Origin of the sequence: Nocardioides panacisoli (genome assembly GCF_019448235.1) — a bacterium.
Lineage (GTDB): Bacteria > Actinomycetota > Actinomycetes > Propionibacteriales > Nocardioidaceae > Nocardioides > Nocardioides panacisoli_A.
Genome location: NZ_CP080409.1, coordinates 1,627,623 through 1,642,103, shown reverse-complemented (window position 1 = coordinate 1,642,103; position 14,481 = coordinate 1,627,623). Strand labels below are relative to the sequence as shown.

The window sequence follows — 14,481 nt, the reverse complement described above, 5'->3', positions numbered from 1 at the left end:
GCGACCCTGACATTCGACCCACGAATCCGAGAGAGAAGGACGAGACGATGACGGAACTCTCCATCCGTCCCGATGAGATCCGCGACGCGCTGGCCAAGCACGTCGCCGACTACCAGCCGGACGCGGCCAGCAAGGAAGAGGTCGGCACCGTCGCGGCCGCCGCGGACGGCATCGCACGCGTCAGCGGTCTCCCCTCGGCGATGGCCAACGAGCTGCTCGAGTTCGAGGACGGCACCCTCGGCCTCGCCCTGAACCTCGAGGAGCGCGAGATCGGTGTCGTCGTCCTCGGTGACTTCGACCAGATCGAGGAGGGCCAGGAGGTCCGCCGCACCGGCGAGATCCTCTCGGTCCCGGTCGGCGACAAGTTCATGGGCCGCGTGGTCGACCCGCTGGGCAAGCCCATCGACGGTCTCGGCGACATCGAGTCGACCGCCCGCCGTGCGCTGGAGCTCCAGGCCCCGTCGGTGACCCAGCGCAAGTCGGTCCACGAGCCCATGGCGACCGGTATCAAGGCGATCGACGCCATGACGCCGATCGGCCGTGGCCAGCGCCAGCTCATCATCGGCGACCGCGCGACGGGCAAGACCACGATCGCGATCGACACCATCATCAACCAGAAGCAGAACTGGGACTCCGGCGACCCGGACAAGCAGGTGCGCTGCGTCTATGTCGCCATCGGCCAGAAGGGCTCCACCATCGCATCGGTGCGCGGTGCCCTCGAGGAGGCGGGTGCGCTGGAGTACACCACCATCGTTGCGGCGCCCGCCTCCGACAGTGCCGGTTTCAAGTACCTCGCGCCCTACACGGGGTCCGCGATCGGCCAGCACTGGATGTATGAGGGCAAGCACGTTCTGGTGGTCTTCGACGACCTCACCAAGCAGGCCGAGGCCTACCGCGCCGTGTCGCTGCTGCTGCGCCGTCCGCCGGGCCGTGAGGCCTACCCGGGCGACGTGTTCTACCTGCACTCCCGCCTGCTGGAGCGCTGCGCGAAGCTCTCCGACGAGATGGGCAAGGGCTCGATGACCGGCCTGCCGATCATCGAGACCAAGGCCAACGACGTGTCGGCCTACATCCCGACCAACGTCATCTCGATCACCGACGGCCAGATCTTCCTGCAGTCGGACCTGTTCGCGTCCAACCAGCGCCCTGCGATCGACGTCGGTGTGTCGGTCTCCCGGGTGGGGGGGTCGGCGATGACCAAGGCGCTCAAGGGAGTCACCGGTTCGCTGAAGGTCGACCTGGCGCAGTACCGCGCCATGGAGGCGTTCGCGATGTTCGCCTCCGACCTCGACGCCGCGTCGAAGAAGCAGCTCGAGCGGGGCCAGCGGCTCATGGCGCTGCTCAAGCAGCCGGCGTACTCCCCGTACCCGCTGGAGGACATGACCCTGTCACTGTGGCTGGGCACCACCGGCCGCCTGGACAAGGTGCCGACCGACGACGTCCTCCGCTTCGAGCAGGAGTTCATCGACTACGTCAAGCGCTCCCACGCCGGGATCATGGACGGCATCCGTGAGACCAACCGCTTCGAGGACGAGGACGCTGCCGCGGCGGCGTACGACGAGTTCCTCAAGCAGTTCGAGACCACCGAGGGTGGCGGCATCCACGCCGGCACCGAGTCCTCGGACGCGATGGAGGACGACGAGGTCGGTCAGGAGCAGATCGTCAAGCAGAAGCGGAGCTGACGGCGTGCGCAACGAAGACAAGGGTGGTCGCTGATGGCTGTATCGCTGCGTGAGTACCGTGCGCGGATCAAGTCGACGGAGTCGATGAAGAAGATCACGCGCGCCATGGAGCTCATTGCTGCGTCGCGGATCATCAAGGCCCAGCAGCGGGCCAAGGCGGCGGCGCCGTATGCCCACGAGCTCACCCGCGCGGTGTCGGCGGTGGCCACGTACTCCAACGTGGACCACCCGCTGACCACCGAGCCGGAGGAGCCGCGGCGTGCCGCCGTGCTGATCGTGACCAGCGACCGTGGACTGGCCGGTGCGTACTCCTCGAGCGTGCTCAAGGAGGCCGACCGGCTCACGACTCTCCTCCGTGAGGAGGGCAAGGACGTCCAGCACTACATCACCGGCCGCAAGGGTGAGGCGTACTTCAAGTTCCGCCAGCGCCCGGTCGTGCAGTCCTGGACCGGGTTCTCCGACCAGCCGACCTATGACGTCGCGGCCGAGATCGGCCAGACGCTCATCGACACCTTCGTCGACGACGAGGGGGTCGACGAGGTCCACGTGGTCTACACCCGGTTCAAGTCGATGCTGGTGCAGGAGCCGACCGCGATTCGCCTGCTGCCGCTGTCGGTGGTCGAGGGCGAGGAGACTCCCGACGACGCCGACCTGCTGCCGCTGTACGAGTTCGAGCCGTCCCCGGAGTCGGTGCTGGACTCGCTGCTGCCCCAGTACGTGCAGAGCCGGATCTTCTTCTGCCTGCTGCAGGCGGCGGCCTCCGAGCTCGCCGCGCGCCAGAAGGCGATGAAGGCGGCGACCGACAACGCCGACGAGCTCATCAAGAAGTTCACCCGGATCGCCAACCAGGCGCGCCAGGCCGGCATCACCCAGGAGATCAGCGAGATCGTCGGTGGCGTCAATGCGTTGGCCGACGCCCAGGCTGCCAACGACTGACCATCCGGCCCACCCAAGCAACGGCCACGAAATTCATGGAGTGAAGCAATGACTGCAACGGTTGAAGAGACCACCACCAGTGGTGCGGCCGGCTCGACGGGTCGGATCGCGCGCGTCATCGGGCCGGTCGTCGACGTGGAGTTCCCCGTCGACGCGATGCCCGACATCTATAACAAGCTCACCACCGAGGTCACCCTCGGTGGCGAGACCGCCACCCTGCCCCTCGAGGTCGCGCAGCACATCGGTGACGGCATGGTCCGCGCCATCTCGCTGAAGCCCACCGACGGTTTGGTCCGGGGCGCCACCGTCGTCGACACCGGTGGGCCGATCAGTGTCCCGGTCGGCGAGGCGACCCTCGGCAAGGTGTTCAACGCGACCGGCGACTGCCTCAACCTCGCCGAGGGCGAGACCCTCGAGGTCGACGAGCGCTGGGGCATCCACCGCAAGGCCCCGGCCTTCGACCAGCTGGAGTCCAAGACCCAGATGTTCGAGACGGGCATCAAGGTCATCGACCTCCTCACGCCCTACGTCCAGGGCGGCAAGATCGGCCTGTTCGGCGGCGCCGGCGTCGGCAAGACGGTGCTCATCCAGGAGATGATCGCCCGCGTCGCGAAGGACCACGGCGGCGTCTCGGTGTTCGCCGGCGTCGGCGAGCGCACCCGCGAGGGCAACGACCTGATCGTCGAGATGGAGGAGGCCGGCGTCATCGGCCAGACCGCCCTGGTCTTCGGCCAGATGGACGAGCCCCCGGGCACTCGGCTGCGGGTGGCGCTGTCCGCGCTCACGATGGCGGAGTACTTCCGTGACGTGCAGGAGCAGGACGTGCTGCTGTTCATCGACAACATCTTCCGGTTCACCCAGGCCGGCCAAGAGGTCTCGACCCTGCTGGGCCGCATGCCCTCGGCCGTGGGCTACCAGCCGACACTGGCCGACGAGATGGGTGTCCTGCAGGAGCGCATCACCTCCACGCGTGGCCACTCGATCACCTCGATGCAGGCGATCTACGTGCCGGCCGACGACTACACCGACCCGGCGCCGGCCACGACGTTCGCGCACCTGGACGCCACCACGGAGTTGAACCGCGAGATCGCGTCGATGGGCATCTACCCGGCGGTGGACCCGCTGACCTCGACCTCGCGGATCCTTGACCCCCAGTACATCGGCAATGCGCACTACGACTGCGCGATCCGCGTCAAGCAGATCCTGCAGCGCAACAAGGAGCTCCAGGACATCATCGCGATCCTCGGTGTGGACGAGCTGTCCGAGGAGGACAAGGTCATCGTCTCCCGGGCGCGCCGCATCCAGCGCTTCCTGTCGCAGAACACCTACGTCGCCAAGCAGTTCACCGGCATGGAGGGCTCGACGGTCCCGGTCTCGGAGACCATCGAGGCGTTCAACAAGATCTGTGACGGCGAGTACGACCACGTCGCGGAGCAGGCGTTCTTCATGTGCGGTGGCCTCGAGGACGTCGAGCGCAACTGGGACGAGATCCAGAAGGACCTGGGATGACCGAGGTCTCGCCGCTGCACGTCGAGCTCGTTGCCGCCGACCGGACCGTGTGGTCCGGTGACGCGGCGATGGTGATCGCGCGCACCACCGAGGGTGACGTCGGCATCCTGCGCGGCCACGCCCCGATGCTGTCGGTGCTCACCGACGCGGTGGTGGAGATCCAGGTCGACGGCACCGAGGAGGTCGTCATCGCTGCGGCCGACGGTGGCTTCATCTCGGTGGCCGACGACCGGGTCTCGATCCTCTCCGAGCACATCGTGCTCGCGGAGGACATCGTCGTGGACAAGGCCAAGGTCGAGTTGGAGGAGGCCGGCCAGCTCATCGGGGTCGACGACGACGCCATCCGCCGGATCCGTCGTGCCGAGGCCCGGATCCGGGCAGCGGAGAAGATCGCCTCACGCCGATGATGCGTCGCTGACATGACGTGGTGGGAGTGGCTGCTGCAGTTCTGCGGCTTGATGCTGCTCCTCGCCGTGGCCGCCGTGCTGGGCATGGTGCTCCGACGCCGGCTCCTGGCACGTCACGGTGGCACGTTCGAACTCAGCCACCGGCTCCGGCCCGAGCAGTCGGGCCGGGGCTGGGTGCTGGGGCTGGGACGCTACTCCGGGGAGCGCCTGGAGTGGTTCCGCATCTTCACGCTGTGGCCCGGGCCCAAGGTTGTCTGGGAGCGCGACCAGCTCAGCTACGACGGCCGCCGCGAACCGATGGGGGCCGAGCAGGCCTCGTTGTACCCCGACCACCTCGTGATCCGGTGCGGGTCGCCGGACGGCGAGGTCGAGTTCGCCATGAGCGCCGCCTCGCTGATGGGCTTCCAGGCCTGGCTGGAGGCGCGACCCCCCGGCACCGACTGGAACCGGCTCGCCTGAGGTCGGATCCGAACCGGGGCCGGCCGGGAACCGGCGGCGGACGTCGTACGTCCCAGAGTCATGACCGTTCCCCGCACCCGCCAGGTCCCGTCCTGGTGTGCCCCGGGCCTCGTGGCGCTCGTGGTCCTCTGCCTGGGCATCACCGCCTGTGGCGATGCGACGCAGCGAGCGTCGGACGACGGCGAGCCTGCCACGAGCCCCGGAACGGCGACGCCGCTGCCCACGTCGGCCGCCCCCACCCGCCCGCCGACGACGCCCTCCGATGCGGGTACCAAGGTGCGCCTGGTCGGCGTGGTCGTCTCGGTGGGTGATGACCACGCCGTGCTCGAGGACGGCAACGGGGTGCGCTGGGCGCTCGTCGGCGGTGACGTGACCGCGCTCCGCGTCGACCAGTCCGTCCGGGTGACGGGCCAGTCGCGTCCGGACCGCGAGCACTCCGGTCACCCGGTCGTCGTGGTGGTCGGTGACATGACGACGCCCCGCGGTTCCTGACACGCAGGACCCGCGGGGCGCCGGTCGGTCACCTCCCGCCGGGGGAGGTCACCTGACGCGAATCGTCATCCGCGGTCCCTTCTGCTTGAGCACCTTGATCTTCACCCCGGCGCCGGCGACCTTGACGCCGATCCGCTCCATGCCCGCCTCGGCGTACGGCGCGTAGTAGCGGTCGGGGTCGTTGTCCTTGAAGACGTTGTTGCCCTTGCCGCCGCGCACGTAGCTGCGCTTGCCGTCCACGTGGAGGGGGAAGGAGTCAACGCGCTCCTTGCCGAACGGCGCGTCGTAGGTCTGGATACGACCACGCCACGCCTCACCCTCGAGGTTGTAGTCGACCTCGGGGTGGGCATCGACCGGCAGCACCAGGCCGTGGCCGGGGTGCTGGCTGGTGTTGTTGTCGGTGTAGGAGGTGTCCCAGTAGTTGACCAGCAGTCCGTTCTGGTACGGGAAGTGCTCCGCCCGGTCAGGCTGCTCGGGGAACCCGAAGTTGTACGGGCCCGTCTCGAGGTAGCGGTCGTAGGACACGTACGCCCGGTTGCTCGCCAGGTAGAACTGGTCGAACTCCTGGGTCTGCTCCCCGCCCACGGCCTGGAACCCGTTGAGGCTCCACCCGTTCGGCGGGTTCTCCGCACCGTCGGCGAACAGCGTCTGGCCACCGGAGGTGAGGACGATGTCGTCGACGAACAGCCCGGACCAGTCCAGCTCGGGGTCCTGGCCCTGCACGGCACCGTCGGTGCGGTACTGGGCGCGGAAGCCGATCGTCTGGCCGGCGTAGGGCGTCAGGTCGTAGCTGGCGTCGACGTAGCCACCGCTGACGCCGTCGATGCCGTCCTCCACCGCGGCGCCGTCACCGTCGTCGTCGAACTGGTCGGTCGGCAGCGTGGTCCAGTTGCCGCTCCCGGCCGGGACCTCGACCTCGAGGTAGCCGTAGTCGTAGTCCTCCTCGATGTTGTAGTTCAGCTTCAGGTCCAGCTGGGCACCCGCAGCGGGTACCTCGAGGTCGGCACGCGACATCGTGGCCGTGTAGTCGTCGCCGGAGCCGCTCCACCACTGCTGCTCGCCCTCGGCGGGATCGGGCAGGTCAGTGGTGACCTCCTTGTCGGGCAGCACCACGGCCACGCCCTGCGCCCGCGGCGAGTTGTACTCGTGGGGGCCGAGGTCGATCTTGCGGTTCTGGCCCGCGACGACCGTCTCGTAGTCGAGCCAGCCCAGCTGCAGCTTGTCCCACACACCCAGGTCGGCGGCACGGGTGCCGAGGCCCTGGTCGCCCTTCGCCGACACGCGGCTCTGGGCCATCAGTGTCCACCAGCTGACGGGGTTGTCGCCGCTCGCGGCGGTGTCGTAGTGGTCGGGCAGGCCGAGGTCGTGGCCGTACTCGTGGGCGATGACCGACAGCCCGCCGTTCTCGGGCTGCACGGTGTAGTCACCGACCCACAGGCCGGTGTCACCGATCTCGGTGCCGCCGGAGAGGTTCTCCGAGGGACCCGTCTGTCCGAAGTCCTGGTAGTTGGTGTACCAGCGGTGGCTCCAGATGGCGTCCTCGCCGTAGATCGGGTCACCGTCGGCCTGGTCGCCGCCGGCGTGGACGATCTGGAAGCGGTCGAGGTAACCGTCGGGCTCGTCGAAGTTGCCGTCGCCGTCGTAGTCGTAGCGGTCACGGACGTCGAAGGTCGCCAGTTCCTCGCGGATCGCTGCGTCGGACTTGCCGGCAGCACGCTGGTCCTCGACCCACTGCTCCATGCCGTCCTCGATCAGCGCCCAGGTGTTGTTGCACACGATCCCGGCGCACGGCTCGCCGTTGCTCCGGCCGTAGCGCGCCTGGTTGTACTGGACCTTGGTGAACTCGGTGACGTTGCCCTCGACGGAGTAGCGACCCGAGGACTGCTTCTCGTAGTAGGTCTTGAGCGACTCCACGCCCTGGCCCTCACCGAAGTAGAGGTCCTCGTAGTACTCCCGGTCGTACTCGGGCTCCCACTGGGTGGTGTTGTCGTTCGGACCGGGCTCGGGGATCTCGTTGAAGCGCGGTCCGTCGAACCTCGCCGGACCCTCGGTGTCGGGGTCGGTGTCCTGGTCGGGGAAGTCGGGGTGGCGCTCGTCGCCGAACTCGACCAGGAACACGAACACGCGGTCGGTGCGCTCGTTGTCGAGCTCGACGTACTGCGGCTGGCGCTCGGTCTTGGCCTGCGAGCGCCGGGTGTGGCCCCGCTGGGACGTCGCCGCGGCCGGCTCGTCACCCAGACGCACCACCCGGTTGCCGTTGATGCGGCGCGGCTTGGTCTCACCCTTGAGCACCTGGGCCACGGCCTCCTGCCGGAGGCGGTCCTGCTTGTCCGAGATCGGGTTCGGCAGCGCGTCGGTCGGCGTGGCCGTGTCCGGATCGGGTTGGCCGACCACCGGGGGTGTGGCGGTCGCCGGGCCGTCAGCGTAGGTCACGCTGAGCCCGGTGGCGGCGAAAGCCAGACTGATCAGTCCGGCAGCCTTCCTCGAGATTCTCACGAAGTGTTCCCTTCAGTTCCGAGATGAAAACGACTCCGCGGTCCGTGCCGCCGAGTCGACCGGTGGACCGACTCTAGACGCCTTAAATGATCTTGAACACACCCTGAACGGACTCATTTGGTCGCGCGCGACTGGTGCCGACGACGGGGGAGCGGCGATACTTGCGCCGTGCCGACGACCAGCCAGTTCCTCGCCTTCGCGGTCGCCTCCCTGCTGTTCATCCAGGTGCCCGGCCCGAGCCTGTTGTTCACCATCGGGCGCGCGCTGACCGTGGGGCGGCGCGACGCCCTCCTCTCGGTCGTGGGCAACGCCCTCGGCCTGGTGCTCCAGGTCGTGTGCGTCGCGGTCGGGCTCGGCGCACTCGTGGCGGCCTCCTCGACCGCGTTCACCGTGCTGAAGGTCCTCGGCGCGGGCTACGTGGTCTACCTCGGCGTCCAGGCGATCCGGCACCGTGGAGCCGCACGGGCGGCGCTGGAGCTCGACGTGGCGATGGAGCGGGCGCCGGCGTGGCGTTCGGTCCGCACCGGCCTGGTGGTCGGCGCGACGAACCCGAAGACGATCGTCTTCTTCGCCGCCTTCCTGCCGCAGTTCGTCACCGCCGGGGCACCCGCGGCGCCGCAGGTCGTCGTCCTGGGCGTGCTGTTCGGCGTGCTCGCGGTGCTCTCGGACTCGATCTGGGCGCTGGCGGCCGGCAAGGCGCGCACCTGGTTCGCCCGTCGCCCCCATCGTCTCGACGCCCTCGGCGCGACCGGCGGCACGATGATGATCGGCCTGGGCGCCACCCTCGTGCTGCAGGGCAGTGGCTCGACGCACTGAGCGCGTGCGGCCCGGGACCGGTCAGCTGGTGGCGGTGCTGAGCCGGTGGCCGGGGTTCTCGCGCAGGTAGCGCCGCACCGGGACGGGATCGGCGCGGTCGTAGCCCACCGGGAGCCAGACGTCGCCGACCTCGGACAGGTAGATGATGCGCCAGTGGTAGAAACCGCGGAATGCGCGCGCGTCCTCGGTCATGATCGATGCCCACGCCTTCACCGCGGCGACGTACGCCGGGTGGTTGTTGTAGCGGAACAGGGCGTTGTCGATGCGGCCCGAACCCCCACCGTTGTGGGCGAGGTAGCGGGCCGCGGCCATGATGGCGTCCCGCGGATCGTTGATGTCGCCCCGGCCGAACGCGTCCCAGGTGGAGGGGATGAACTGCATCGGTCCCTGCGCGCCGGCCACCGAGGTCCCGCGGATACGGCCCATGCCGGTCTCGACGAGGTTGACCGCCGCGAGCACTTCCCACGGCACCCCGAACTCCGCCTCGGCGTCGCGGTAGTGGCGGCGCAGCTGCGCCGCCGGCGCCGGGTCGACGATCCGCCACGCGGGCAGCGTGTCCGACAGCGAGCTGTGCATCGACCGGAGCTCGGTCCGTGCGGTGATGTGGGCACGCACCGTGTCCCGGTGGCGCGGCGGCACCGCCGCGACCACCCGGTCGTGCCATCCGCCACGCCGCCCCAGCTGGCGGTAGAGCACCTGGAGCTCGAACGCCGCCGCCCGGACCTGCTCGCCCGGCGTTGCCGAGCGGCGTACGGCGTCCTCGGCGTCGGTGACCCGCCGGGCGAGGTCTGCCGGACCGTCGGCCGGCTCCTGCGGGTCGAAGCGGGGCGGTGAAGTGGTCTCCACCGCGGACGGAGCCGGTGCGTCCGGCCCCGCGGTGCCCGGCGCCCCGTCCGGTCCGTTGCTGCAGGCAGCGAGCAACGTGGCCGCCGCGAGGACGGCCGCGACGGTGCGGCGCCGCCGGGTCATCGGCCCCGCTCACCGCCGCGCTGGTCCGCGGTGTCGCGGACTCCGCTCGTTCCTCGCTCCGTCCGCTCACCGCCGGGCACCCACAGCACGTCCCCCTCCGCCCGGTTCGCGTACCGCGCCAGGATGAACAGCAGGTCGGAGAGCCGGTTGAGGTAGGTGATGGCCAGCTTGTTCATCGTCTCGCCGTGCTCGGCGTACGCCGCCCAGCCGGCCCGCTCGGCACGGCGGGTGACGGTGCGCGCGACATGGAGGTGTGCCGCGGCGGGGGTCCCGCCGTTGAGGATGAACGAGCGCAACTTCGGCAGGTCCTCGTTGTAGCGGTCGCACCACTCCTCGAGCCGGTCGACGTAGTCCTGCTCGACCCGCAGCGGCGGGTACTCGGGATCGGGGGTGACGGGGTTGGACAGGTCCGCCCCGACGTCGAAGAGGTCGTTCTGGACGTGATGGAGCACGGCCACCACGTCCGCGTCCAGCCCGCCGGTGGCCACGGCCACGCCGAGGTGGGCGTTGGCCTCGTCGGAGTTGGCGTAGGCCTCGAGCCGCAGGTCGGTCTTGGCGGCGAGGCTCATGTCGCCCAGGCGCGTCTCGCCGGCGTCCCCGGTGCGGGTGTAGATGCGGGTCAGGTTGACCACTGTTGCTCCTGTCTCGTGCCGGTCCGCGGGTGCTCCCGAGGATCTCGTTGCCGCCGGGATGCAACCAAACCGGGCCGTCGTGCGTCTGGAGGGGTGGAAGCACCCAGTTCTCGGGGTGTGCCCCCACCGAGAGGGACACATGGACATCATGGCTGACGGCACCACGCTGCGGTTGTCGGGCGACCTGACGGGACGCTCGACCGCCGCGATCCGCGGGGAGGTCCACCGGCACCTGGACCGGTACGGCGACCGGGCCGTGCTGGACGTCGCGGACGTGACCGCCGTGGACGCGACCGCCCTGCGGATGCTCGCGGCGGCCAGCTGCCGCGCGGGACGGCAGGTCAGGCTCCGGGGAGCCTCGGCCCCGATCCGGCGCCTGCTCCACCTGACCCGGTTGCACCGGTTCGTCCGTGCCGAGTCCACGCCCGTCGGCGCGTGAGCGGCGGCGGGATCGCCCGATGGGGAGTCGTCCCCATCGCGTGAGGCGTCCTTCGCGCCCTAGTATGTGGGCCGGTGTACGCCCATGGGGGACGCAGGAAGGACGCTGCCCAGTGACGGCTGACGAACTGTCCGACGTGCGATGGTCCCCACCCGCGACGGGGACGACGACGCAGTTGCAGTACTCCGCCGACACCCACGTCGGCCAGGTGCGCGCCGTCAACGAGGACTCCTTCCTCGCTGGTCCGCCGGTCTTCGTCGTCGCCGACGGCATGGGCGGCTACGAGCGGGGCGACATCGCCTCAGCCATCGTCGTGGAGGAGTTCGAGGCGCTGGTCGGTCGTGACCACGTCGCGCCCACGGACCTCGAGAACTGCATTGCGAACGCCCGCGTCCGGATCCGGTCGCTCGCCACCGAACGGGTCTCGCCGGGCTCCACGGTGCTCGCGGCGGCGTACGTCGAGCAGTCCGGACGGGGCTACTGGGCCATCGCCCACGAGGGCGACTCCCGCGCCTACCAGTGGCGCCGGGGCACCCTGGTGCGGATCACCACGGACCACTCGATCGTGCAGGAGATGGTCGACGACGGGGAGATCACCGAGGAGGAGGCACGGGTCCACCCCGAGCGCCACGTGATCACTCGTGCGCTGGGCGGCACCGGCGGCACCGGGCCCGAGTTCTCCCTGGTCCCGGTCGAGGCCGGCGCCCGGCTGCTGCTGTGCAGCGACGGACTGACCGGGGAGCTCAGCGAGCACTCGATCTCGCAGGTCCTGGGCGACGAGCCGGGGTCGGCGGCCGCGGTCGACCTGCTGGTGCGCCGCGCCGTCGAGGCGGGCGGGCACGACAACGTCACCGTGGTGATCGTCGACGTGGTCTCGGTGGGGGACCGGGCCGTGGTCGAGGACACCCTGGACTCGCTGTCCCCGGTGGCCGTGGCCGAGGACACCATCCCGAGCGGACGGAGGAGCCGATGAACGCCTGGTACGCGCCGGGGGAGCGTGCCGTCGCCGTGGGGCCGCGGGCGGTCGTGATGGCTGCCGGCGAGCGTGCGGCCGACCTCGCGGCGCTCGCGGAGGGGGCCGCCACGCCGCTGGGCGTCCTGTCGGCGCTGTCCGGTGGCGACGTGGCGCGGCTCCCCGAGTTCGCCGCCGTGGTCGTCGACGGCGAGGAGTACGTCGTCATGGTCCGCGGGCAGTACCGGATCGAGCGGGGCGAGGAGGCGTGGTCGGGCGGCGACGTGGCCACCTGGCGTGAGCACCGGGTCGCGGCCGGCGATACCGACTTCGTCGTCGTGGCCGCGGAATCCGCCGTGGAGGACACGACGCTGCCGCTGGACGGGGGCGTCGTGCTCGCCGCCCGCGTCGCCTGGCACGCCGGGGCACCAGCGACGTCGGCCGACGCAGTGGCAGCACCCGTGCCACCGCTCGCGGCGCCGGACGCCGCGGCCGCACCGGGCCCTGCGCCAGCGCCTGCCCCGCCCGCCGAGCCGGACCCCGAGTTCACCCTGTCCGAGGAGGACTCCTTCGACGAGGTGGTCGGCGCGACCATCCAGGGACAGCGAGCACCCGAGCCGCCACCTGCTCCGCCGGCGCCCGAGCAGCCCGCCGGTGACCACGACGGCCGGACCATCACCGCTGCGCAGTTGCAGGAGCTCCGTGAGCAGAGCGCGCCCAGCGGTCCGGGTGCCGTGGGTCCGCGCGCGAGCGCGACCCTGATGATGAGCGACGGCGAGGCGGTGGAGCTGACCCAGCCCGTGGTCATCGGCCGCTCTCCCCGGGCCGACCGGATGAGCAGCACCCAGCTGCCGCGACTGGTCGTCGTCGACGACCCCTACGTGTCAGGCACCCACCTGGAGGTCGCCGTGGAGGACGACGCCGTGGTCGCCATCGATCGCTCGACCAACGGCACCACGCTGACCCGGCCCGGACGCGAGCCACAGCGACTGACGCGTGACGAGCCGACGGTCCTCGGCGACGGCTGCGTCCTGGGGCTCTCCGACGACGTCACCGCGACGCTCGCGGTCCGGGGAGCGGATACGTGACGTCTGGCTCCCCTCCACAGATCCCCGGCTTCTCCTTCGTCGAACCCATCGGCACCGGTGGGTTCGCCGACGTCCACCTCTACCAGCAGGAGCTGCCGGCGCGCCGTGTCGCGGTGAAGGTGCTGCGTGAGTCGGCGACCCAGGTCGGCCGCGAGCAGTTCCACGCCGAGGCCAACGTGATGGCCCAGTTGTCGGGGCACCCCTCGATCGTCTCCATCCACCAGGCCGACGTCAGCACCGACGGCCGGGCGTTCCTGGTGATGGAGTACTGCCCGCCGCCCCACATCGCCCAGCGCTACCGCCACGAGCGCATCCCGGTACCCGAGGTCCTCGACATCGGCGTCAAGATCGCCAGCGCCGTCGAGACCGCCCACCGCGTCGGGATCCTGCACCGCGACATCAAGCCGCACAACATCCTGACCAGCCCGTTCGGGGCGCCGTTGCTGACCGACTTCGGCATCGCGGCCGTGGCCAGCGAGGACACCGAGGCCAGCCGCGGCATGTCGGTGCCCTGGTCCCCGCCCGAGGTCCTGGGGGAGGACGCCCCCCTCGACGTCCGCAGCGACGTCTACGCGCTCGCGGCGACGGTCTACTCGCTGCTCGCCGGACGCTCGCCGTTCGAGGTTCCCGGCGCCGCCAACGACACGGCGACGCTGATCCACCGGATCGAGAACAAGGTGCCGAGCCGGGTCCTGCGTCCCGACGTGCCGGAGGCTCTCAACGACCTGCTGGCCCGGGCCCTGTCGCGCCGGATGGCGGACCGGCCCTCCTCGGCGATGGCGTTCGCGCGGCTGCTGCAGGAGGTGCAGATCGAGCTCCAGCTCGCACCCACCCGGCTCGAGGTCATGGACGCCTCGCCGGAGGGCGACGCAGGGACCGCGGTGGCCGACGAGCGCACGCTGGTCAAGCCGGTACAGGTCATCGTCCCCGAGGAGATCGCCCGGCAGGGCACGCTGCTGCGGCCGCGCGAGGTCGCCCAGGTCGATGACCGGACTGCTCTCCCGCCCCGCCGTGAGCCCGCCCCGGACACGATCCACCAGCGACCGCCCACCCCGGTGGGGGCGCCGGAGGTCGGGCCGGGCGTGGCCGCACCGTCCGAGGACACCCGACCCCACCTGCGCCGCTCCCGGCTGCTGCTGGGCGTCGGGCTCCTGCTCGCGGTCGTCGTCGGCGTGGGGGCGGCTCTCGCACTGGGCACCGGGCCGGACCCCGAGGACCCCGGGAACGTGGCCGCTCCGCCGTCGGTCGACGTGGTGGTCGGCGGCCCCCTCGCACCGGTCGACCTGGAGCACCGCGTGCGCGAGGGCCGTGCGGTCTTCACCTGGCGCAACCCCTCCCCGGAGGTCGGCGACACCTTCCAGGTGCGGGCCGGCGAGACGATCGCGACCATGTCGGAGCAGTACCGCGGAGAGCGCAACCGCGTGGGCGTCCCGGTCAGTCCGGGAGACCAGGCCTGCATCTCGATCACCGTGGTCCGCAGCGGTGCCGTGTCCGAGGCGCTGACCGAGTGCATCGTCGTGCCGCAACAGGGCGCCTGACCGGTTCGTCACTTCGGGGGATCAACGACGTTGAACATGGGTACGATGCCCGCGACCATCACTCGG

Annotated in this window: 14 protein-coding genes; 11 read left to right on the top strand and 3 right to left on the bottom strand. The window is 70.5% G+C overall.

Going from position 1 to position 14,481, the window contains the following annotated elements; genetic code table 11:
- Positions 1-47: 47 nt before the first annotated feature.
- The 6 genes from atpA to KUV85_RS08010 are packed head-to-tail and all read left to right on the top strand — an operon-like array spanning position 48 to position 5,485.
- Positions 48-1,682 carry a F0F1 ATP synthase subunit alpha gene (gene atpA / locus KUV85_RS08035; protein WP_219962688.1) on the top strand — a complete coding sequence of 545 codons (1,635 nt, stop codon included), beginning with the start codon at positions 48-50 and terminating at the stop codon, positions 1,680-1,682.
- Between the two features lie 33 nt (positions 1,683-1,715).
- Positions 1,716-2,618 carry a F0F1 ATP synthase subunit gamma gene (locus KUV85_RS08030; RefSeq protein WP_219962687.1) on the top strand — a complete coding sequence of 301 codons (903 nt, stop codon included), beginning with the start codon at positions 1,716-1,718 and terminating at the stop codon, positions 2,616-2,618.
- 48 nt (positions 2,619-2,666) lie between these two features.
- Positions 2,667-4,127 (top strand): F0F1 ATP synthase subunit beta, encoded by a 1,461-nt coding sequence (gene atpD, locus KUV85_RS08025; RefSeq protein WP_219962686.1) that lies wholly within the window; start codon positions 2,667-2,669, stop codon positions 4,125-4,127.
- Positions 4,124-4,534 carry a F0F1 ATP synthase subunit epsilon gene (locus KUV85_RS08020; RefSeq protein ID WP_219962685.1) on the top strand — a complete coding sequence of 137 codons (411 nt, stop codon included), beginning with the start codon at positions 4,124-4,126 and terminating at the stop codon, positions 4,532-4,534. The genes atpD and KUV85_RS08020 overlap by 4 nt, the downstream gene beginning before the upstream one ends.
- A 12-nt stretch (positions 4,535-4,546) precedes the next feature.
- Positions 4,547-4,993 carry a DUF2550 domain-containing protein gene (locus KUV85_RS08015; RefSeq protein ID WP_219962684.1) on the top strand — a complete coding sequence of 149 codons (447 nt, stop codon included), beginning with the start codon at positions 4,547-4,549 and terminating at the stop codon, positions 4,991-4,993.
- Positions 4,994-5,053: 60 nt separating this feature from the next.
- Positions 5,054-5,485, top strand: coding sequence for a hypothetical protein (locus KUV85_RS08010; RefSeq protein ID WP_219962683.1), 432 nt, complete (start codon positions 5,054-5,056; stop codon positions 5,483-5,485).
- A 48-nt stretch (positions 5,486-5,533) separates the two neighbouring features.
- Here KUV85_RS08010 and KUV85_RS08005 read toward each other — a convergent pair whose 3' ends face one another.
- Positions 5,534-7,918 carry an immune inhibitor A domain-containing protein gene (locus tag KUV85_RS08005; protein ID WP_219962682.1) on the bottom strand — a complete coding sequence of 795 codons (2,385 nt, stop codon included), beginning with the start codon at positions 7,916-7,918 and terminating at the stop codon, positions 5,534-5,536.
- A gap of 231 nt (positions 7,919-8,149) precedes the next feature.
- Here KUV85_RS08005 and KUV85_RS08000 point away from each other — a divergent pair, with 231 nt between their 5' ends.
- Positions 8,150-8,797: a LysE family translocator gene (locus KUV85_RS08000; RefSeq protein ID WP_219962681.1), complete on the top strand. Its 648-nt coding sequence runs from the start codon at positions 8,150-8,152 to the stop codon at positions 8,795-8,797.
- Between the two features lie 21 nt (positions 8,798-8,818).
- Here KUV85_RS08000 and KUV85_RS07995 read toward each other — a convergent pair whose 3' ends face one another.
- Together KUV85_RS07995 and KUV85_RS07990 are read right to left on the bottom strand one after the other, a co-directional pair.
- Positions 8,819-9,766: a transglycosylase SLT domain-containing protein gene (locus tag KUV85_RS07995; protein ID WP_219962680.1), complete on the bottom strand. Its 948-nt coding sequence runs from the start codon at positions 9,764-9,766 to the stop codon at positions 8,819-8,821.
- A complete protein-coding gene (locus KUV85_RS07990; protein WP_219962679.1) occupies positions 9,763-10,398 on the bottom strand; it encodes a cob(I)yrinic acid a,c-diamide adenosyltransferase in 636 nt (211 codons plus the stop codon). The genes KUV85_RS07995 and KUV85_RS07990 overlap by 4 nt, the downstream gene beginning before the upstream one ends.
- A gap of 139 nt (positions 10,399-10,537) precedes the next feature.
- Between KUV85_RS07990 and KUV85_RS07985 the strand changes: the two genes are divergently transcribed.
- The 4 genes from KUV85_RS07985 (at position 10,538) to KUV85_RS07970 (ending at position 14,415) form a co-directional block, all read left to right on the top strand.
- The gene (locus KUV85_RS07985) at positions 10,538-10,837 is read left to right on the top strand and encodes an STAS domain-containing protein (RefSeq protein WP_219962678.1); all 300 of its coding nucleotides are present in this window, start codon (positions 10,538-10,540) and stop codon (positions 10,835-10,837) included.
- A 112-nt stretch (positions 10,838-10,949) separates the two neighbouring features.
- The gene (locus tag KUV85_RS07980; protein WP_219962677.1) at positions 10,950-11,810 is read left to right on the top strand and encodes a PP2C family protein-serine/threonine phosphatase; all 861 of its coding nucleotides are present in this window, start codon (positions 10,950-10,952) and stop codon (positions 11,808-11,810) included.
- The gene (locus KUV85_RS07975; protein ID WP_219962676.1) at positions 11,807-12,877 is read left to right on the top strand and encodes an FHA domain-containing protein; all 1,071 of its coding nucleotides are present in this window, start codon (positions 11,807-11,809) and stop codon (positions 12,875-12,877) included. The genes KUV85_RS07980 and KUV85_RS07975 overlap by 4 nt, the downstream gene beginning before the upstream one ends.
- Entirely contained in the window at positions 12,874-14,415 is a 1,542-nt protein-coding gene (locus KUV85_RS07970) for a serine/threonine-protein kinase (RefSeq protein WP_219962675.1), read from the top strand. The genes KUV85_RS07975 and KUV85_RS07970 overlap by 4 nt, the downstream gene beginning before the upstream one ends.
- The last annotated feature ends 66 nt before the right edge of the window (positions 14,416-14,481 follow it).

Bases quoted from the DNA above. Each gene is read 5' to 3' on its own strand.
- KUV85_RS07985 (WP_219962678.1), top strand. From the start codon at position 10,538: ATGGACATCATGGCTGACGGCACCACGCTGCGGTTGTCGGGCGACCTG.
- KUV85_RS08020 (WP_219962685.1), top strand. From the start codon at position 4,124: ATGACCGAGGTCTCGCCGCTGCACGTCGAGCTCGTTGCCGCCGACCGG.
- atpD (WP_219962686.1), top strand. From the start codon at position 2,667: ATGACTGCAACGGTTGAAGAGACCACCACCAGTGGTGCGGCCGGCTCG.
- KUV85_RS07975 (WP_219962676.1), top strand. From the start codon at position 11,807: ATGAACGCCTGGTACGCGCCGGGGGAGCGTGCCGTCGCCGTGGGGCCG.
- KUV85_RS08015 (WP_219962684.1), top strand. From the start codon at position 4,547: ATGACGTGGTGGGAGTGGCTGCTGCAGTTCTGCGGCTTGATGCTGCTC.
- KUV85_RS08010 (WP_219962683.1), top strand. From the start codon at position 5,054: ATGACCGTTCCCCGCACCCGCCAGGTCCCGTCCTGGTGTGCCCCGGGC.
- atpA (WP_219962688.1), top strand. From the start codon at position 48: ATGACGGAACTCTCCATCCGTCCCGATGAGATCCGCGACGCGCTGGCC.
- KUV85_RS08030 (WP_219962687.1), top strand. From the start codon at position 1,716: ATGGCTGTATCGCTGCGTGAGTACCGTGCGCGGATCAAGTCGACGGAG.
- KUV85_RS07995 (WP_219962680.1), bottom strand. From the start codon at position 9,766: ATGACCCGGCGGCGCCGCACCGTCGCGGCCGTCCTCGCGGCGGCCACG.